General features: G+C 62.7%; 16 protein-coding genes. 11 read left to right on the top strand and 5 right to left on the bottom strand.

Annotation, left to right across the window (positions count from 1 at the left end; translation table 11 throughout):
• Positions 1–83: 83 nt before the first annotated feature.
• The 4 genes from AC2VNO_RS01070 to glcD all read right to left on the bottom strand — a co-directional run bounded on the left by AC2VNO_RS01070 (position 84) and on the right by glcD (position 4,555).
• Positions 84–485, bottom strand: a complete 402-nt coding sequence (locus AC2VNO_RS01070) for a GlcG/HbpS family heme-binding protein (RefSeq protein ID WP_486932411.1) — start codon at positions 483–485, stop codon at positions 84–86.
• 187 nt (positions 486–672) lie between these two features.
• Complete coding sequence (gene glcF, locus AC2VNO_RS01065; protein WP_486932410.1) at positions 673–1,932, bottom strand: glycolate oxidase subunit GlcF; 1,260 nt, start codon at positions 1,930–1,932, stop codon at positions 673–675.
• Between the two features lie 23 nt (positions 1,933–1,955).
• The gene (gene glcE / locus AC2VNO_RS01060) at positions 1,956–3,047 is read right to left on the bottom strand and encodes a glycolate oxidase subunit GlcE (protein ID WP_486932409.1); all 1,092 of its coding nucleotides are present in this window, start codon (positions 3,045–3,047) and stop codon (positions 1,956–1,958) included.
• Between the two features lie 2 nt (positions 3,048–3,049).
• Positions 3,050–4,555: a glycolate oxidase subunit GlcD gene (glcD, locus tag AC2VNO_RS01055; protein WP_486932408.1), complete on the bottom strand. Its 1,506-nt coding sequence runs from the start codon at positions 4,553–4,555 to the stop codon at positions 3,050–3,052.
• A gap of 208 nt (positions 4,556–4,763) precedes the next feature.
• Here glcD and glcC point away from each other — a divergent pair, with 208 nt between their 5' ends.
• Positions 4,764–5,540, top strand: a complete 777-nt coding sequence (gene glcC / locus AC2VNO_RS01050; protein ID WP_486932407.1) for a transcriptional regulator GlcC — start codon at positions 4,764–4,766, stop codon at positions 5,538–5,540.
• Between the two features lie 60 nt (positions 5,541–5,600).
• On the opposite strand, the gene AC2VNO_RS01045 is transcribed toward glcC, so the two are convergent.
• The gene (locus AC2VNO_RS01045; protein WP_486932406.1) at positions 5,601–6,284 is read right to left on the bottom strand and encodes a GntR family transcriptional regulator; all 684 of its coding nucleotides are present in this window, start codon (positions 6,282–6,284) and stop codon (positions 5,601–5,603) included.
• Positions 6,285–6,522: 238 nt separating this feature from the next.
• Between AC2VNO_RS01045 and AC2VNO_RS01040 the strand changes: the two genes are divergently transcribed.
• From AC2VNO_RS01040 to AC2VNO_RS00995, 10 genes are all read left to right on the top strand, one after another.
• The gene (locus tag AC2VNO_RS01040; protein ID WP_486932405.1) at positions 6,523–6,984 is read left to right on the top strand and encodes a GlcG/HbpS family heme-binding protein; all 462 of its coding nucleotides are present in this window, start codon (positions 6,523–6,525) and stop codon (positions 6,982–6,984) included.
• A 193-nt stretch (positions 6,985–7,177) separates the two neighbouring features.
• Complete coding sequence (locus AC2VNO_RS01035) at positions 7,178–8,152, top strand: TRAP transporter substrate-binding protein (protein ID WP_228579724.1); 975 nt, start codon at positions 7,178–7,180, stop codon at positions 8,150–8,152.
• A gap of 79 nt (positions 8,153–8,231) precedes the next feature.
• Positions 8,232–8,819 (top strand): TRAP transporter small permease, encoded by a 588-nt coding sequence (locus AC2VNO_RS01030; protein ID WP_486932404.1) that lies wholly within the window; start codon positions 8,232–8,234, stop codon positions 8,817–8,819.
• Entirely contained in the window at positions 8,816–10,099 is a 1,284-nt protein-coding gene (locus AC2VNO_RS01025; protein ID WP_486932403.1) for a TRAP transporter large permease, read from the top strand. Before AC2VNO_RS01030 ends, AC2VNO_RS01025 begins: the two co-directional genes overlap by 4 nt.
• Before the next feature lie 112 nt (positions 10,100–10,211).
• On the top strand, positions 10,212–10,997 hold the full coding sequence (locus tag AC2VNO_RS01020) for an enoyl-CoA hydratase/isomerase family protein (protein WP_486932402.1): 786 nt from the start codon (positions 10,212–10,214) through the stop codon (positions 10,995–10,997).
• 66 nt (positions 10,998–11,063) lie between these two features.
• Positions 11,064–12,251 carry a CaiB/BaiF CoA transferase family protein gene (locus tag AC2VNO_RS01015; protein WP_486932401.1) on the top strand — a complete coding sequence of 396 codons (1,188 nt, stop codon included), beginning with the start codon at positions 11,064–11,066 and terminating at the stop codon, positions 12,249–12,251.
• 42 nt (positions 12,252–12,293) lie between these two features.
• Entirely contained in the window at positions 12,294–13,499 is a 1,206-nt protein-coding gene (locus AC2VNO_RS01010) for a pyridoxal-phosphate-dependent aminotransferase family protein (RefSeq protein WP_486932400.1), read from the top strand.
• A gap of 42 nt (positions 13,500–13,541) precedes the next feature.
• A complete protein-coding gene (locus AC2VNO_RS01005) occupies positions 13,542–16,535 on the top strand; it encodes an FAD-binding and (Fe-S)-binding domain-containing protein (protein ID WP_486932399.1) in 2,994 nt (997 codons plus the stop codon).
• A 69-nt stretch (positions 16,536–16,604) separates the two neighbouring features.
• Positions 16,605–17,639, top strand: coding sequence for a low-specificity L-threonine aldolase (ltaE, locus tag AC2VNO_RS01000; RefSeq protein WP_486932398.1), 1,035 nt, complete (start codon positions 16,605–16,607; stop codon positions 17,637–17,639).
• A gap of 20 nt (positions 17,640–17,659) precedes the next feature.
• Positions 17,660–18,184 (top strand): gamma carbonic anhydrase family protein, encoded by a 525-nt coding sequence (locus AC2VNO_RS00995; RefSeq protein ID WP_486932397.1) that lies wholly within the window; start codon positions 17,660–17,662, stop codon positions 18,182–18,184.
• Positions 18,185–18,220: the final 36 nt, after the last annotated feature.

Genomic DNA, 18,220 nt, shown 5'->3' with positions numbered 1-18,220 from the left:
GGGTTCACGTCCCGGCGGGGCGCCACCAAAATCGCCGCCCCCCGCCCCCGCCGGGGCCCCGCGGCCGGCCTTGTCGTTTCACCTCAGGCGACGGCGGCGATACCCGCCTTGGCGATCTGCACGTCTTGATCGGGCTTGACGCCGGAGACGCCCACGGTGCCGGCCATCTGACCTTCGACCATCACCGGCACGCCGCCGGCGAGCAGGCCCTGCATCGGCGCGGAGAGAAAGGCGTTGCGACCACCGTTGATCATGTCCTCGAAGGCCTGGGTCTCGCGAGCGCCGAGCGCTGAGCTGCGCGCCTTCTGGGCAGCGATGTCGGGGGTCATGGCCGGGGCGCCGTCCAGGCGGCGCAGGCCGAGCAGGTGGCCGCCGTCATCGGCCACGGCGATGGTCACTTTCCAGTCGTTGGCTTCCGCTTCTTTCTGAGCCGCGTCGAGGATGGCGTTGACGTCGGTCAGGGTGAGTACGGGTTTGGTCTTCATGGGGCTCTCCTTGAGTCGCAATGTTGCCGGTGATGAGCTTCCCGGCGACAAAGCCACGCGAGGGCGCTGTGACCCCGTCCCTGGGCGCTACTTTTGCCATCCCTGGCAAAAGACCCTCGCTTTGGCTTGTCCCCGGCGCTCATCGGGATGCGGTGCTGAATGCTCTCTTATGCGCTGCCCGCCGAAGCTAGTTGTTTACGGGCGGTGGCAATGCGTCATCGACAATTTCAATCCAATGCCTGACCGGCGTGCGCCCCGCGCCGTTGAGGTGGGTCTGGCAGCCGATGTTGGCGGTCACGATGGTTTCCGGGTTGCCGGCCTCGAGGGCGTTGAGCTTGTTGTCGCGCAGTTGGGTGGCGAGCTCCGGCTGGGTGATCGAATAGGTGCCCGCCGAGCCGCAACATAGATGGGCATCCTGGACCGGGGTCAGGGTGAAGCCGAGCTTGACCAGCACGCCCTCCACCGCGCCGCCGAGCTTCTGGGCGTGCTGCAGGGTGCAGGGGCAGTGGAACGCGAGCCGGCGGCCCTCGTTGACCTTCAGGCTCGCTAGCTCCTCGTCGCGCATTACCTCGACGAGATCCTTGGCCAGCTCGCTCACGCGCTTGGCCTTCTCGGCGTAGGCGGGATCGTCCTTGAGGATGTCGCGGTACTCCTTGACGAAGGCGCCGCAGCCGCTGGCCGTCTGAACGATCGCCTCTACCCCCGCTTCGCCCTCTTTCTCGATGTGCGGCCACCAGGCGTCGATGTTGGCTCGCGCACGGGCGCGACCTTCATCCTGGGCATTGAGGTGGAAGTCGATGGCGCCGCAGCAGCCCGCTTCGGCTATCGGGGTGAGGCCGATGCCAAGGCGGTCCAGCACCCGCGCCGTGGCGGCATTGGTGTTGGGCGAGAGACCCGGCTGCACGCAGCCTTCGAGTATCAGCATCTGGCGTGCGTGGCGCTTGTGATCGGGGCGTGTGCCGGCGTCCACCGGGGCGGGCGGCATCTTGTCACGCAGCTTGCCGGGTACCAGTGGCTTGAAGGTCTGGCCCAGCTTGAGCAGCGCCTGGAAGCGCTTGGGCTCTGCCAGTACCTTGCGAAGCGCATAGCGCTGGGCGCGGTCGGCGGTGCTGCGCGGCACTCTGCGTTCGATCTCGGCGCGGCCGATGTCGAGCAGCTTGTGGTACTCCACGCCGGAGGGGCAGGTGGTCTCGCAGTTGCGACAGGTCAGGCAGCGGTCCAGGTGCAGGCGGGTCTGCTCGGTGACGTTCTCGCTGTCGTCCGGGTTCTCCAGCATCTGCTTCATCAGGTAGATGCGACCCCGGGGCCCGTCGCGCTCGTCGCCCAACAGCTGGTAAGTGGGGCAGGTGGCGTTGCAGAAGCCGCAGTGCACGCAGCTGCGCAGGACGCGGTCGGCCTCCTGGATGTGCGGCTGCTTGAGGGCTTCTTCGGTGAAATGGGTCTGCATGAATCAGAGCTCCTCGATACGTCTCAGAACGCCGCGTAGAGCCGGCCGGGGTTGAAGATCCCCTTGGGATCGAGCTGGGCCTTGAGGTTGCGGTGATACTTCAACAGCACCTCGGGCAGCGGCGTGAAAGGCTCGACGGCATCGGGGCGCGGGCCGTAGCAGGTGGCGTGCCCCCCGACAGCCTTGGCAGCGCGGCACACGGTCTCGGCATCGAGATCGGCGCGCAGCCAGCGTTGGGCACCGGCCCAGTCGTGGATCATTTCGCGCTCATCGATACCTGCCAGCTCGAGGGAGGGGGCGCGATGGGGAAGCGAGAGTCGCCACAGTGGCAAGCTGCCTGCGGTGAAGAAACTCAGGCGCTGGTCGCGCAGAGCGTTCCAGAAGTCGTTGTCCAGGTCGTCGCCGCCGATGCGTGCACGGGTGGCAGCCACCGAGCTGGGGCCGCCTTCCAGACGCAGGTGCAGGGCGCCTTCCAGCCAGGTGGCGGCGCTGATCGGGAGCGGCTCGCGGCCCCATTCGGCCAGTCGCCGCTGCGCCTCGTCGAGAGGCAGCTCGAGATGCAGGCTGTGAATGGCCCCGGGTTGCGGCAATACCTTGAAGGAAACCTCGCTTATTAGGCCCAGGGTACCCTGGGCGCCCACCATCAGCCGCGACAGATCGTAGCCGGCGACGTTCTTCATCACCTCACCGCCGAAGCGCTGCTCGATACCTTCATGGTTGATGACCCGGGTGCCAAGCACGAAGTCGCGTACGCTGCCGGCCCACGGTCGGCGCGGGCCGGACAGGCCGGTGGCGACCATGCCGCCCACTGTGCTTGCCATGCCGTAGCGTGGCGGCTCGAAGGGCAGCATCTGGCCTTGCGCGGCTAGCGTTGCCTCGAGCTCGGCCAGCGGGGTGCCGGCGCGTACCGATACGACCAGCTCGATCGGATCGTAGAACGAGATACCGCAGTGCTCATGGGTCGTGAGAACGTTCCCCACCACCTCACGGCCGTAGAAATAACGGGTGTCGCCGCCGACGATGCGCAGCGGCGTACCATCGGCGCCGGCCTGGCGGATACGCTCGGCCAGTGCGGCGCTGTCGTCGTGATCCCTGGGGGGCGTTGCATTCGTCATGGTCACTCCACGGCACCCCGCGGTGCGCTCGAGGCGGTGTCGTTGGCCGCACTCTTGATGGTGCGGAACTCCGAACAGCGCGCCGGGGTGGGAATGTTCTTGCCTGGGTTGAGCAGGTCGCTGGGGTCGAAGGCGGCCTTGGCGGCGCGGAAGGTGGCCAGCTCATCGGGGCGGAACTGGGCGCACATCTGATTGATCTTCTCGCGGCCGACACCGTGCTCGCCGGTGATGGTGCCGCCCACCTCGACGCACAGTTCGAGGATCTCGCCGCCGAGCGCCTCGGCCACTGCCAGCTCGCCCTCGCGGTTGGCATCGAACAGAATCAGCGGATGCATGTTGCCGTCGCCGGCATGGAATACGTTGGCCACCTTCAGTCCGTAGCGCTCGGAGAGCTCGCTGATGCCCTTGAGCACACGTGCCAGCTCGCGCCGTGGGATAGTGCCGTCCATGCAGTAGTAGTCGGGGGACATGCGTCCCACCGCGGGGAAGGCGTTCTTGCGTCCGGCCCAGAACCTGGCCCGCTCGGCGTCGTCGCGGGCCTGCTTGATCCCGGTAGCCCCGGCTTTCTCGAGGACGCGACGCACGGTTTCACAGTCGTCATCCACGTCGGCCTCGACGCCGTCGAGCTCGCACAGCAGGATTGCCTCGGCGTCGACCGGGTAGCCGGCGCCGATGAAGTCCTCGGCTGCGATGATGGCGAGCTTGTCCATCATCTCCAGCCCGCCGGGGATGATGCCGGCTTCGATGATGGCGCCCACGGCGTTGCCGGCCTTCTCCACGTCGTCGAAGCTCGCCATCAACACCTTGGCGACTTCGGGCTTGGGCAGCAGTTTGACCGTGATCTCGGTAACCACGCCGAGCATGCCCTCGGAGCCGTTGAACAGTGCCAACAGGTCGAAGCCGGGGGCATCCAGCGCGTCGCTGCCGAGCGTCATGCGCTCGCCCTCGATGGTGATGACCTCGACCTTGATCACGTTGTGCACCGTGAGACCGTACTTGAGGCAGTGCACGCCGCCGGCGTTCTCGGCCACGTTGCCGCCGATGGAGCAGGCGATCTGCGACGAGGGGTCCGGAGCATAGTAGAGCCCGTAGGGCGATGCCGCCTCGGAAATCGCCAGGTTGCGCACGCCGGGCTCGACCCGGGCAATACGTGCCTCAGGGTCGATCTCGAGGATGCGCGAGAAGCGCGACATGACAAGAAGAACGCCGTGCGTCAGCGGTAATGCACCGGCGGAAAGTCCGGTACCGGCCCCACGGGTCACCACCGGCACGCCCAGGCGGTGGCACTCCACGAGCAAGCGCTGCACCTGGTCGAGGGAGTCGGGCAGCGCCACCAGTAGCGGCAGGGTTCGGTAGACGGAAAGGCCGTCGCACTCGAACGGTCGCATGTCCTCTTCTCGGTGCAACAGCAGCATGTCCGGAATGGCCTTGGCCAGGCTATCGCGAATCGTGGCCCTGTCGAGGGCAGGCGCCGGGCCGTCGAGTCGTTCGTCGTAGAGGATGTTCATTGAAGCGCCTCACTGCGAGTCTTGGCGTCGGTTGTACTGTGATAGGGAGCCTAATTTGCGCCCTTTACGACCAACCTGTCCAGCTTGCGGTCTACTGGTATGACCAGTTGTTCGGCTGTATATTGGAAATAATTTTCATGATATACCATGGCAGGCTTGTGCTCGTTATGCCAGGTCTGATCGAAACTCTCTTTCTTGGAGGGGCCGCATGAGCCATTCAAGCGACCACCTGCAGCCCATTAGCACACCAGATGCCGTTGCAGCGCGCCTGGAGCGGCTGATACTCGATGGCGTATTCCGGCCGGGGCAGCTGCTGCCCTCCGAGCGGCGCTTGTGCGACCGCCTGGACGTTTCTCGGACTTCGCTCCGCGAAGGGCTGAGAGTCTTGCGCAGCAAGGGCATCATCATTACCCGTCAGGGGCGTGGCTCGGAGGTGGCGGCACTGGTGCCGGGCCGCGATGACAGCCCGCTCATGCATCTCTTTCGCGATCACCCGCGTACCTTGTTCGACTTGCTGGAGGTGCGCTCTTTGCTCGAGGGGGAGTCCGCCAGCCTCGCGGCCGAGCGGGCGACGCCTGCCGATCAGGTGCTGATCCAGCGGCGCTATGAAGCGATGGTGACGTACGTGGAGTCAGGCCATGAGGTCGACGTGGAGCGGCTGGCGCATCTGGATCACGCCTTTCACTTGGCGATATGCCAGGCGTCCCACAACCCGGTGCTGGTGCATACGCTGCAATCGCTCACCGATCTGCTGCTCAGCTCCGTCTTCGCCTCGGTCAAGAACCTCTATCATCGTGAGAAGCCGCGGCAGATGATCAATCGTCAGCATGCTCGGCTCTACCGCGCCGTGATGGAGGGCAAGCCCCAGGCCGCCAGGCGTGCTGCGCTCGACCACCTGCATGGCATCGAGGCACAGTTGCGTGATATCGAGGCGGAGGATCTGCGCCTGGAGCGTTCCGCCATGCGGCTGGGCGAGTGGGAGTGACACCACCTCAAGCTGCCGTCGTTTCACTATAGTTAGCGGCGTATAAAGTACGGGCTGCTATTACGCATTCGCTGCGCTGCGGGCTTCTCCGTCGTCCAGAACGCCGGCAAGTGATGCCACTTCCAGTTTGTTGCAGAGATGCTCGCGCAGGACATGCCCCAGTCGTTTGCTGTCGCGCTGCTTCAAGGCAACGATCATTTCTTCATGGTCTTCCACCGCGCGGCGCCAGAAAGCATCCGTCATCTTCTTTGAGTAGCGTACACGCTTCACTCGTTGGCTGAGATTATTGTACATCTCAAGCAGAACCTCGTTATTCGAGGCTTGCAGAATGTGCTCGTGAATGCGTTGGTTCACCTGGAAATATTCGGCGAGTTCGCGGTTGCGATAGTGCTTGAGCATGCGCTCGTGCAGTTGGCAAATGGCCTTGATGCCCTCGTCGCTGATGTGCTGGCAGGCCAGTTCGCCTGACAGCCCTTCAAGAGCACCCATGAGATCGTAGGTGTCCTTGACCATCTTGTAGGTCAATTGCTTGACCCGGGCCCCCCGGTTGGGCAACAGCTCGACCAAACCTTCCGAGGCTAGCACCTTGAGTGCTTCACGCAACGGCGTGCGCGATACACCGAAATTTTCGCACAGTTGTTTCTCGGAAATTCGCTCCCCTGGAGCGAGTTCTCCCTGCTCGATCAAGTCCCGGATCCGGTCTGCAACTTCTTGGTACAGAGTGCGTGGCTGAATCTTACTCATGTTGTTCTTCCTGTCGCGCTCGCGGTGGAGGCCTTCCTGCTAGGGTGAACGCCGCTCAATCTCTTCGTACGACACGCCGTTGTCACTATTCAAGCACAAGGCGTAGTTGACGAGATAGTTAGAAAAGTATTATGAATTCAAAATTCATGCAAAGCCTTTCCTCAAGCGGTCGTCCACGTCCCAATCGCATGGCCGAATGACGATGGAGCAATGCTAACTAAAACAATAAGGAGGTCCTATGGCCGGTAAGGTATTCCACAGCAGCGTTCAGCTCAGCAGACAGCAAGCACGACTCATACTTGATGGGACCTTCGGCTATGCCCGCAGCGCGGGGATGCCTCCCATTACCGCTGTGGTTCTGGACGGTGGCGGCCATGTCGTGGCGGCCGAGCGTGAGGATGGCTGTGCGCCGCTGCGTTTCCCTGTAGCTCAGGGCAAAGCGTTTGCCGCGCTCGGCAACGGCGCTGCAAGTGGCGTGGTGGGCAGCCGCAATGCCGAGCGTCCCGCTTTTCTTGCCAGCGTTGCTGCAGCTTCCGGTGGCAATTTCATCCCTGTAGCCGGAGGTGTGCTGATCCTCGACGAGACTATGCACATCATCGGTGCCGTGGGGGTCAGTGGCGCTTCTTCGGATGAGGACGAGAAAGCGGCCCTCACCGGTATCGGTAAGGCTGGGCTCGTCGCCGGACTGGAGCCAACCTGAAGCGCTTGCCGTACATGCCTATCGACTTGACATCCGCTGAAAAGCAGGTCTAGTGTCATTGCAGACGCATTTAGAATAATGAATTCATTATTTCGGCGTCTCCTGGCGAAGCTGGCAGAACGAGAAGCGTCAACCGAGTACTAGCCGCGTCGACCAGGAACAGGGCAAGACTACAACAAGAGGAAAACACGCCATGCATCTGCTACGTCTCACAGCGGTTGCCGCTGCTGTCGCGCTCGTCTCTACTCCCCTGCAGGCTCGCGAGATCACTTTCGGTCATGTGGGAGGCCCAGATTCGCTATTTGCCGATTCCGCCGATCATTTTGCCGAGCTGGTCAATGAGCGACTGCCAGAACCCTACGAGGTGGTGGTGTTCGGCTCCAGCCAGCTAGGCACCGACTCCGAATTATTGCAACGGATGCGCCTTGGCACCGTCGATCTAGCCTTGCCCTCGACCATCATGTCTTCGGTGGCAGATGAGTTCGGCATCTTCGAGCTGCCCTATCTGATTCAGGATCGCGACCACATGAAGCGGGTCGAGGAAGAGATCTTTTGGCCGCACCTGGCACCGCTGGCCGAGCAGAATGGCTATCGGGTCCTTGCCGTGTGGGAGAACGGCTTCCGTCACATCACCAATAATCGGCGCGCGATCAATACGCCGGAGGACCTGCGCGGCATCAAGCTGCGTGTGCCTCAGGGCGTCTGGCGTGTGCGTATGTTCGAGGAATACGGTGCAGAGCCCTCACCGATGTCGCTGTCGGAGGTGTTCATGGCCTTGCAGACCGGGGTCATGGACGGCCAGGAAAATCCCTTGGCGCAGATCGCCGGGCAGCGCTTCCAGGAAGTGCAGAATTACCTCTCCCTTACCGGTCACGTCTACACGCCGGCCTATCTCACTGCCGGCCGCCGCTTCAACAACCTTCCCGACGAGATCCAGGAGATCATCCTCGAAGCGGCCAAGGAGACTCAGGGATTCGTTTATGAGCATGCCGCACAGCTCGACGAGGATCTGATCGACGTGATCCGCCAGGCCAACACCGAGGTGAACGAGGTCGATACTTCGGTCTTCATCGAGGCCTCCGGTCCGATCTACGAAGCCTTTGCGCGTGAAGTACCCGGTTCCCAGGAGCTGATCGACAGGGTGCTGGAGCTTGGTAACGGCTCCTGACAGCCCCCTGTAGCTGAAAGCATAAACTCTCGCGCCACCATGTGGCGCGGGGTCCCTGTCCCTGAACGAGTCGATAGCCATGGGAACCGTGAATCAACTTTCCCGCATCATGGAGCGTCTGCTCGAGATCGTCACGGTAGTGTTGATGGTTTCGCTGACGCTGGTGGTGCTCTATGCGGTGGTAACCCGCTACGCCTGGCGCACACCCTCCTGGTATGACGAGGTGGCTGCCATCATGCTGGTCTGGCTGACCTACTACGCCGGAGCCCTCGCCGCGCTCAAGCGCGGTCACATCGGGGTCGACGGGGTGCTTGCCGCGATGCCGATTCATATACGCATGCCGATCGCCTACCTATCGGAAGCTCTGGTCATTGGCTTCTTCGCCGTGCTGGGCTGGGCCGGCCTGGTGGTACTCGAGGTGATGCAGGGCATGTCGCTCATCACCCTGCGCTGGGTCCCGCTCACTTTCACTCAGTCGGTCATCCCGATCGGAGCGGCACTGTTCATCCTTGCCCAATTGCTCAGTATGCCGGCTCACCTGGCCAAGGTGCGCTCAGGCGTCACTCAGGAAGAGGAGGAGATCGCCCACGCCATCGCAGAGGCCGAGCGTGACAACGCCAAGGCCGGCTTTACCGCAGAAGAACTGACCAAGAGGGCGCAGTCATGACCTTACCCTTCATGATAGTGGGCCTGCTGGGGCTGATCCTCATGGGACTCCCCATCGCGGTGGCGCTGGCGATCGTGGCTACGGTGGCCATCGTGGTCTACCAGGGCGTGGACATGCTGCCCAATGTCGGGCTGACGATGTTCGAGGGGGCGAGCAGTTTCCCTCTGCTGGCCATCCCGATGTTCGTCTTGGCCGGCGCGATCATGAACACCGGCGGGATCTCCAAGCGGCTGATCGCGTTCGCTTCGGCGCTGTTCGGTTTCATCCGCGGCGGCCTGGCGATGATCAATATCGGTGTCTCGCTGTTCTTCGCCGAAATCTCCGGATCGGCGGTGGCTGATGTGGCCGCTACCGGTTCAGTGCTGATTCCGGCCATGAAGAAGCGGGGCTATCCCAGCTCGTTCGCCGCGGCGGTCACGTCGTCGTCGGCTTCCCTGGCAATCATCATTCCCCCTTCCATTCCCATGATCCTCTACGGCGTCATGTCTGGAGCTTCCATCGTCCAACTCTTCGTGGCCGGTATCGTGCCCGGACTGCTGGGAGCCGGGGGGCTGATGGCGCTCAGCTACTACTATGCCCGCAAGTACGACTGGCCGGTGGAGGAGGTCTTCCAGTTCAAGCGCGTCAGGCAGACCGCCAAGGAGGCCAGCTGGGCGCTGACGTTACCGATCATCATACTCGGCTCCATCTTCGGCGGTTTCGTGACGGCCACCGAAGGGGCGGGGCTGGCGGTCGCGGCAGCGATCTTCATCAGCGCCGTGATCTACCGCGAGCTCGACCTGCGCACCCTCTATAAAGCCATCATCGACGGTGGCCAGCAGACCGCAGTGGTGATGCTTCTGGTAGCGGCCTCGGCGCTGATCGGTGTCTTCCTGACCGAGATGCGCATGCCTCAACAGCTGGGGCAGGCGGTGCTCAGCCTGACTGACAACAAATATGCCATCCTGATGATGCTGAACGTTTTCTTTCTGTTGATCGGTCTTTTCCTGCACTCGGCGGCGGCGATCATCCTGGTGGTGCCCATCGTCATGCCGCTGGTCGGCGCGGCCGGCATCGACCCGGTCCACTTCGGCCTGGTGGTGTGTCTCAACCTGGCCATCGGCCAGCAGACACCGCCGGTGGCGAGCGTGCTGATAACGGCCTGTTCGATTGCCAAGGCGGACGTGTGGTCTGTGACTCGCTCGAATCTCGGCTTCATCACCGTGTTGCTCTTCATCCTGCTGCTGGTGACCTACATCCCTGCCATTCCCATGGCCTTGGTGGAGTTCTTCTACCGCTGATTGCGGCCCGGCGGGTTTCAGCCCGCCGGGTCAGCTGATTAGGAGGAGCGATGTGTTCAGCTAAAATGAATTCATTATTCATTTCGGATTCGGTTGGCATGAGGAGAGTGGGATGACCGGTGAGACTCTGCTGTTTGAATTACGAGATGGCGTGGCCTGGCTTGGCTTCAACCGTCCCGAGAGTCGTAACGCCATGACGTGGGAGATGTACGACGCTCTCTCGGCGTACTGCGAACGTATCCGCGAAGACGATGCCATCCATGCTGTGGTACTGCACGGGGTCGGCGGCGAGGCCTTCGTGGCCGGCACCGATATCGGGCAGTTCGAAAACTTCCAAGAACCCCAGGATGCCATTGCCTACGAACAGCGCATCGATGCGGTGGTGGGCAAGCTCGAGGCCTTGGAGAAGCCTACCATCGCTCTGCTGGAGGGCGCCTGCGTTGGCGGGGGGGCTGCGCTCGCCTTGGCATGTGATTTCCGTTACGCCACGCCGAGCCTCAAGTTCGGCGTTCCGATCGCTCGCACCCTGGGTAATACGCTCTCGATCACCAATGTTTCGCGACTCATCGACATGCTGGGCGTGGCGCGGGCCAAGGAGGTGCTGATGCTGGGCACGCTTTTCGACGCCGAACAGGCCAGCGCCGCAGGACTCGTCAATGCGGTATTTGCTCCTGACTGCATCCATGCCGAGGTGGCCGGGGTTGCCGAGCAGTTGGGCCGACGAGCCCCGCTCACCTTGCAGGCCAGCAAGGCGTTAATCAATCGCGTGTTGGCCCATCGGCGCCTGGAGCGGGAAGCCAGTGATGACTGGGTGACCACTTGCTACATGAGTGATGACTTCAAGGCGGCGGTGAACAAGTTTCTGCACAAGACGCCTTTCGAATGGAAAGGGCGCTGAACGGAGCATGGCGCCCCGGCGCGACTGCCCAAGCACAAGCCATTAACGCAAAGAGAGGTGAGGCCCATGCTTCCCCTGGAAAAGATCAAGGTTCTGGACATCTCACAGATCATGGCCGGCCCCTACTGCACCATGGTGCTTGCCGATATGGGGGCCGAGGTGATCAAGGTCGAGAAGATCAATGGTGGCGACGACAGTCGTCAAATGGGGCCCTACGTCAATGATGAATCGACCTGCTTTGCCCAGATCAACCGCAACAAGAAGAGCATCTCGCTCAATCTCAAGGATGAGCGGGCGCGTGAAATCTTCTACCGGCTCGCCCGTGAGGCGGACGTCATCGTCGAGAACTATCGTCCCGGCGTGACCACTTCGCTCAAGATCGACTACGACGCCATCAAGGCGCTCAATCCTGGGATCATCTACTGCTCGATTTCCGGCTATGGCCAGAGCGGTCCCTATAGCCACCGGGGTGGCTTCGACCTCGTGGCCCAGGGCATGTCGGGCCTGATGTCGATGACCGGTGAGCCGGGACGCCGCCCACTCAAGACCGGCATTGCCGTTTATGACATCGGCGGCGGCATCACAGCCGTCTACTCCATTCTCGCTGCCTACATCCACAAGATGAACACCGGCGAGGGGCAGCATATCGACATAGCCATTACCGAGTGCGGACTGCCGTGGTTCACCTGGGAAGCGGCGGCCTACTTCTCGGAAGGCAAGGTGCCCGAGCCCACCGGATGGCGCCATCGCGTCTCGGCCCCCTACCAGGCCATCAAGGCCCGCGACGGTTATCTGATGCTGGGCTGTGCCAACCAGCGTACCTGGGAGCGTTTCTGCGGTGATGTTCTGGAACGCCCTGCGCTGATGGAAGACCCACGCTTTCTCACCAATTTCGATCGTGGCCAGCATGTCGAGGAGCTCGAAACGCTGCTGGAGTCGATCATGGCCGACCGCGATCTGAGTGACTGGCTCGAGCGCTGCGACCGTGCCGGAGTGCCGGCCGGTCCGATCAACGACTTCGCCCAGGCGATGGCCGACGAGCACTATCTGGCAAGGGGCATGGTGGAGGAGATGGAACACCCGATCATCGGCCGCATGAAAACCATCGGTTTCCCGAGCAAGTTCTCGGCGACCCCCGCGCAGATACGCTCCCCAGCGCCACTGTTTGGTCAGCATACCGACGAAGTGCTCGGCGGGCTCGACATGACGGCGGATGAACTCGCCACGCTGCGAGCAGAGGGCTGCATCAAATAGGCCCCATCTCATATCAATAACAATGCACGTGAGGAAGAACCCATGTTGAAGCTAGATTTTCATCCATCCGGCCGCCATTTCCTGCAGATCCCCGGTCCGTCACCGGTGCCGGACCGCATCCTGAGGGCCATGAGCCTGCCCACTATCGATCACCGCGGACCGGAGTTCGGCGCCCTGGGTCTTGAGTTGCTCGCTAAGATCAGAAAGGTGTTCAAGACCGAAGGCCCGGTAATGATCTACCCGGCCTCGGGAACCGGCGCCTGGGAGGCCGGGCTGGCGAATGTCCTGTCGCCGGGCGACAGGGTTCTGATGTTCGAGACCGGCCATTTCGCCACCCTCTGGCACAAGATGGCAAAGCGCCTGGGGCTCGACCCGGAGTTCCTTGGCCTGCCGGGCTATGAAGGCTGGCGGCAGGGTGTCCAGGCAGACATGATCGAGGCCCGGCTCAGGGAAGACATCGACCACCGGATCAAGGCGGTTTGCGTGGTGCACAACGAAACCTCTACCGGAGTGACCAGTGACATTGCCTCGGTTCGCCGTGCCATCGATGCGGCCAATCATCCTGCGCTGCTGATGGTGGATACGATTTCGGGCCTCTGCAGCGCCGACTATCGCCATGATGAGTGGGGGGTGGATGTCACCATATCCGGCTCCCAGAAGGGACTGATGCTGCCGCCGGGGATCAGCTTCAATGCGATTTCCGACAAGGCCATCGCTGCCAGTCGCGAGTCATCCATGCCCAAGAGCTTCTGGGCCTGGGACGAAATTCTCGAGGCCAACAAGAATGGCTTCTGGCCCTACACGCCAAGCACCAACCTCATGTACGGCCTCAACGAGGCACTCGACATGCTGCTCGAAGAGGGGCTGGAGCACGTCTTCGCCCGTCACCAACGCTGGGCTGCCGGCGTGCGAAAGGCAGTAGAAGCATGGGGACTGGAGATTCAGTGCCAGGACCCGGCCGTCTACTCGCCGGTGCTGACCGGAGTGGTGATGCCGGAAGGGGTCGACGCCGACACCGTGCGCAAGATCATTTACGAGCGCTTCGACCTGTCGTTGGGCATGGGGCTGGGCAAGGCCAAGGGCAAGATGTTCCGCATCGGCCACCTGGGAGACTGCAACGACCTCACGCTGATCGCCACCTTGGGCGGCTGCGAGGCGGGCATGACGCTTGCCGGCGTCTCGCTCGAGTCCAGCGGTGTGCTGGCGGCACTGGACTACTTTGCCCAGCACCCGCTCGACGCCAAGTGATCCCACCGCATATTCCCCCATGGCTGAGCTGAGGAAGGCAGTATGACCTCTCTGACGGACAAGACCGCGTCCCGGGATGCACGAGTCAAGCCGGTGAGCGGACTGGCTACCCGCCTTGCCCGAGAACTGGAAGGTGAGGTGCTTTTCGATCGAGCCTCGCGAGGCCGCTATTCGACCGATGCCTCGATCTACCAGGTGATGCCGGTGGGCGTAGTGATCCCGCGGCATCAGCAGGACCTGACCACGGCCCTGGAGGTTGCCCGCGATGCCCGGGTGCCGATCCTGGCCCGCGGCGCCGGGACCAGCCAGTGCGGCCAGACGGTGGGCGAGGCGCTGGTGATCGACAGCACTCGTTGGCTGAACCAGATCATTGAGTTCGATGCCGTGACGCGCACCGTGGTGGTGGAGCCGGGAATCGTGCTCGACCACCTCAACGCCTGGCTCAAGCCTCACGGGCTCTGGTATCCGGTGGATGTCTCCACCAGCGCTCAGTGCACCCTCGGCGGCATGACCGGCAACAACTCCTGCGGCTCGCGCTCGATACGTTACGGCAACATGGTGCACAACGTATTGGGTGTGGATGCCTGGTTGTCCGACGGCAGCGAGGGGCATTTCGGCTTTCTCGACGTCCTGCCCGAGAGCGGTCCGGTCCGGGCACTGGCTGATCGGGTCAAGGCGATCGCCGCTGGCGTGGCCCCGGAGGTCCGCGAGCACTTCCCCAAGGTGCTGCGACGTGTCGGGGGGTACAATCTCGACCTGTTCGATTGCCAGAACCCCAAACCCTACGATCCGGACGGGCGTATCAACCTGGCTCACCTGCTGGTCGGCTCCGAGGGCACCCTGGCTGTGAGCCAGCGTATCAAGCTACGGCTGTCACCGCTGCCGGAGCACAAGGTGCTCGGGGTAGTTAACTTCCCTACCTTCTATCAGGCGATGGATTTCACCCAGCACATCGTCACCCTGGACCCCACCGCGGTGGAGCTGGTCGACCGTACCATGATCGATCTTTCCCTGGAGAATCCGGCCTTTCGGCCGGTGATCGAGAAGGCGCTGATCGACCGGCCCCAGGCGGTACTGCTGGTGGAGTTCGCCGGGCAGGATCGCGAGGCCCAGCTCGCCTCACTCAGGCGTCTCAGCGAGCTGATGGCCGATCTGGGACTGCCCGGCAGCGTAGTGGACATGCCCGAGCCCGCCGAGCAGAAGGCGCTGTGGAACGTGCGCAAGGCCGGTCTCAACATCATGATGAGCATGAAGGGGGACGGTAAGCCGGTCTCCTTCATCGAAGACTGCGCGGTGCCTCTGGAGCACCTCGCCGAGTACACCGACAAGTTGACCGAGGTATTCCATCGCCACGGCACCGAGGGCACCTGGTACGCCCACGCCAGCGTCGGCACCCTGCACGTGCGGCCGATACTCGACATGCGCCGTGGCGGTGCCGCCAAGATGCGCGAAATCGCAGAGCAGGCCTCCGCTCTGGTACGTGAGTACAAGGGCGCCTATTCCGGCGAGCACGGAGATGGACTGTGCCGCGGCGAGTGGGTGGCCTGGCAGTTCGGCGAGACCCTCAACGACGCCTTCCGGGCGGTCAAGGAGGCCTTCGACCCACACAACCTGCTCAACCCGGGCAAGATCGTCGACACGCCGAAGATGGACGATGAGCGCTACTTCCGCTTCCCTTCCGATTATCAGCGAATTCCGCTTATTCCGCTTTTCGATTGGTCTTCCTGGAACGTCAAGCGGGACCCTCTCACCGGCGAGCAGAGCAAGCCCGGCAGTGCGGGCGACCCTACCCACGGCCTGGCCATGGCGGTGGAGATGTGCAACAACAATGGCCATTGTCGCAAGTTCGATGCCGGCACCATGTGCCCGAGCTATCGCGCCACGCGCGATGAGCAGCATCTGACGCGTGGGCGGGCCAATACCCTGCGTCTGGCACTGTCCGGCCAGCTTGGTGATGAGGGGTTGGCTAGCGATGAGGTCAAGGAAGCGCTCGACTTGTGTGTCTCGTGCAAGGGCTGCAAGCGCGACTGTCCAACCGGCGTAGACATGGCCAAGTTCAAGATCGAAGCCCGTGCGGCGCGGGTCCGCGTCAAAGGGCTGTCGCTGCGCGACCGTATGGTGGGGGAGATGCCGCGCTACGCTCCCTGGGCCAGTCGTTTCTCCAGGATGCTAGGGGTGGCGGAACGCTTCCCCTTCTTGGCCGGGCCACTCAAGAGGGCGCTGGGATTGGCTGGTGAGCGTTCGTTGCCTGCCTTTAGCGGCAACTTTCTTTCCGAGCAACACCATAGCTCTGGCGCGGCGTTGCGTGAGGTAGTGCTGTTCGTGGATACCTTCAATAACTATATGGAGAGCGAAAACGCTCGAGCCGCCAAGCGGGTGCTGGAAGCGGCAGGCTACCGGGTGCATCTCAACGTCAAGCCAGGCGAACGGCCGCTGTGCTGCGGGCGTACCTACCTCTCCTCGGGTCAGTTCGACAAAGCCAGGGAAGAGGCCAGGCGAACTCTCGAGGCGCTGATACCTTATGTCGAGCGTGGCATCGCCATCGTCGGGCTCGAGCCCTCCTGCCTGCTCGGCATGCGGGACGAATTCCTTCAATATGGCTTTGGCGACCAGGCCAGAGCCCTTTCCGAATCAGCCTTCCTGTTCGAAGAGTTCCTGGTCAGGGCACATGCCGCCGGCCAATTGCCACTGGAGTTCAAGCCGCTGCCACGGCAGGCGTTGTTGCATGGTCATTGCCATCAAAAGGCCTTCGATGCGCTGCGGCCGGTAGAGGAAGTGCTGGGCTGGATCCCGGAGTTGGAAGTGATAACCATCGAGTCATCCTGCTGTGGCATGGCGGGCAGCTTTGGCTACGAAGCCGAGCATTACGACGCCTCGATGAAAATGGCGGAATTGTCACTGCTACCGGCAATTCGCGAGGCAGGAGAAGAGGCTCTTGTGGTGGCCGATGGCACCAGTTGTCGCCATCAGATCCAGGATGGGGCAGGCCGCGAGGCTGTCCATGTCGCTCGTCTGCTGGAGCAGGCGTTGGCCTGATGGCACGGGAGCTCTACTTTCCAAAGGGGCGGCCGGGGTCGCCCCTTTCTTCATGACGAGGACCATGACGTGATAGATCTACGCAGTGATACCGTGACCCGGCCCACCTCGGCCATGCGTGAGGCAATGTCTCTCGCCAAGGTGGGTGACGATGTATGGGGCGACGATCCCACCGTCAATGCCTTGGAGCAGATCGTGGCGGAGCGGGCCGGTAAGGCCGCTGCGCTGCTGTTCCCCTCGGGCACGCAGAGCAACCTGTGCGCACTGCTGACTCACTGCCAGCGGGGTGAAGAGGTCATTGCCGGAGAGTACTCGCATCTCTATCGTGATGAAGGCGGCGGGGCCGCAGCGCTCGGCAGCATCAGCGTTCAGGCGCTGCCCCACGAGGCCGACGGCAGCCTGGCGCTGGATATCCTGCGTACCGCGGTCAAGGGCGACGATATCCATCATGCCCGAACCCGCCTATTGGCACTGGAAAACACCTTTCGTGGCAAGGTGCTGCCTCAGGCCTATTTGGCCGCTGCGACGGACCAGGCCCATGGCCAGGGGCTCGCTACCCACCTGGACGGGGCGCGGCTTTTCAATGCCGCCGTCGCCACCGGGTCGACGCTTTCCGAGCTGTGCCAGGGTTTCGACTCCGTGTCGCTGTGTTTCTCCAAGGGGTTAGGTGCGCCAGTAGGCTCGCTATTGCTGGGAGAGTCCGACTTCATCGCCCGGGCGCGGCGCTGGCGCAAGACCTTGGGCGGCGGCATGCGCCAGGCTGGCGTCCTGGCTGCGGCATGCCACCATGCCTTCGAGCATCATGTCGAGCGCCTGGCTGAAGACCACGAGAACGCCCGACGCCTGGCTGAAGGCCTGCGAGCCTTGCCTGAGGTGGAGGTTCGTGCCTGCGATACCAACATGGTCTTCATGGCTGTTCCAGAGGCCCATTGTCGCTCCTTGCAAGTCCACCTCGAGAGCCGAGGCATCCTGGTTGCAGTGGGACCCGTGACCCGCTTGGTCACCCACCTGGACGTGAGCGGCAAAGACATCGAACGCGTGGTTGCGGCCGTGAACGACTACTTTTGCAAGGTCGGTAACGACTTTGCGGCATCGACGATCTAACCACCACGGAGGGAGCAACGATGGCGATCTATCGGTTGGGCGAGCACCGTCCTGACATTCATGAAAGTGTTTACGTGGCGCAGAGCGCCGAGGTGATCGGGCAGGTAACGCTAAAGGCCGACGCCAGCGTCTGGTATCAGGCGGTGCTGCGCGGTGATACGGATCAACTGGAGGTCGGCGAAGGGAGCAATATACAGGACGGTGCCGTGCTGCATGCCGATCCGGGCTTTCCGCTCAAGGTGGGTCGGCGAGTCACGGTAGGTCATCAGGCGATGTTGCACGGTTGCACCATCGGTGACGGTAGCCTGATCGGTATTCAGGCGGTGATCCTCAACGGCGCGGTGATCGGCGAAAACTGCCTGGTAGCGGCCGGTGCCGTGGTCAAGGAGGGTGCCGAGTTTCCACCGAACTCGCTGATCGTTGGTGCGCCGGCGAAAGTGGTTCGTGAACTCGGCAACAAGGCCATCGAAGGTATGCGGCGCAACGCCGCAGGCTACGTCGAGAAAGCACACCAGCATCAGGGCCAGCTCGAACGAATCGACTAGGCCAGCAGCGCTAAAAGAGCGCGCCCCGGGGTGTAT

The organism is Halomonas sp. TH-94, from assembly GCF_057473365.1.
This window is presented reverse-complemented; position numbering and strand designations above follow the sequence as displayed.

Excerpts from the sequence above, each read along its gene's own strand:
- AC2VNO_RS01070 (WP_486932411.1), bottom strand. The coding sequence starts at position 485 with ATGAAGACCAAACCCGTACTCACCCTGACCGACGTCAACGCCATCCTC.
- glcF (WP_486932410.1), bottom strand. The coding sequence starts at position 1,932 with ATGCAGACCCATTTCACCGAAGAAGCCCTCAAGCAGCCGCACATCCAG.
- glcE (WP_486932409.1), bottom strand. The coding sequence starts at position 3,047 with ATGACGAATGCAACGCCCCCCAGGGATCACGACGACAGCGCCGCACTG.
- glcD (WP_486932408.1), bottom strand. The coding sequence starts at position 4,555 with ATGAACATCCTCTACGACGAACGACTCGACGGCCCGGCGCCTGCCCTC.
- glcC (WP_486932407.1), top strand. The coding sequence starts at position 4,764 with ATGAGCCATTCAAGCGACCACCTGCAGCCCATTAGCACACCAGATGCC.
- AC2VNO_RS01045 (WP_486932406.1), bottom strand. The coding sequence starts at position 6,284 with ATGAGTAAGATTCAGCCACGCACTCTGTACCAAGAAGTTGCAGACCGG.
- AC2VNO_RS01040 (WP_486932405.1), top strand. The coding sequence starts at position 6,523 with ATGGCCGGTAAGGTATTCCACAGCAGCGTTCAGCTCAGCAGACAGCAA.
- AC2VNO_RS01035 (WP_228579724.1), top strand. The coding sequence starts at position 7,178 with ATGCATCTGCTACGTCTCACAGCGGTTGCCGCTGCTGTCGCGCTCGTC.
- AC2VNO_RS01030 (WP_486932404.1), top strand. The coding sequence starts at position 8,232 with ATGGGAACCGTGAATCAACTTTCCCGCATCATGGAGCGTCTGCTCGAG.
- AC2VNO_RS01025 (WP_486932403.1), top strand. The coding sequence starts at position 8,816 with ATGACCTTACCCTTCATGATAGTGGGCCTGCTGGGGCTGATCCTCATG.
- AC2VNO_RS01020 (WP_486932402.1), top strand. The coding sequence starts at position 10,212 with ATGACCGGTGAGACTCTGCTGTTTGAATTACGAGATGGCGTGGCCTGG.
- AC2VNO_RS01015 (WP_486932401.1), top strand. The coding sequence starts at position 11,064 with ATGCTTCCCCTGGAAAAGATCAAGGTTCTGGACATCTCACAGATCATG.
- AC2VNO_RS01010 (WP_486932400.1), top strand. The coding sequence starts at position 12,294 with ATGTTGAAGCTAGATTTTCATCCATCCGGCCGCCATTTCCTGCAGATC.
- AC2VNO_RS01005 (WP_486932399.1), top strand. The coding sequence starts at position 13,542 with ATGACCTCTCTGACGGACAAGACCGCGTCCCGGGATGCACGAGTCAAG.
- AC2VNO_RS00995 (WP_486932397.1), top strand. The coding sequence starts at position 17,660 with ATGGCGATCTATCGGTTGGGCGAGCACCGTCCTGACATTCATGAAAGT.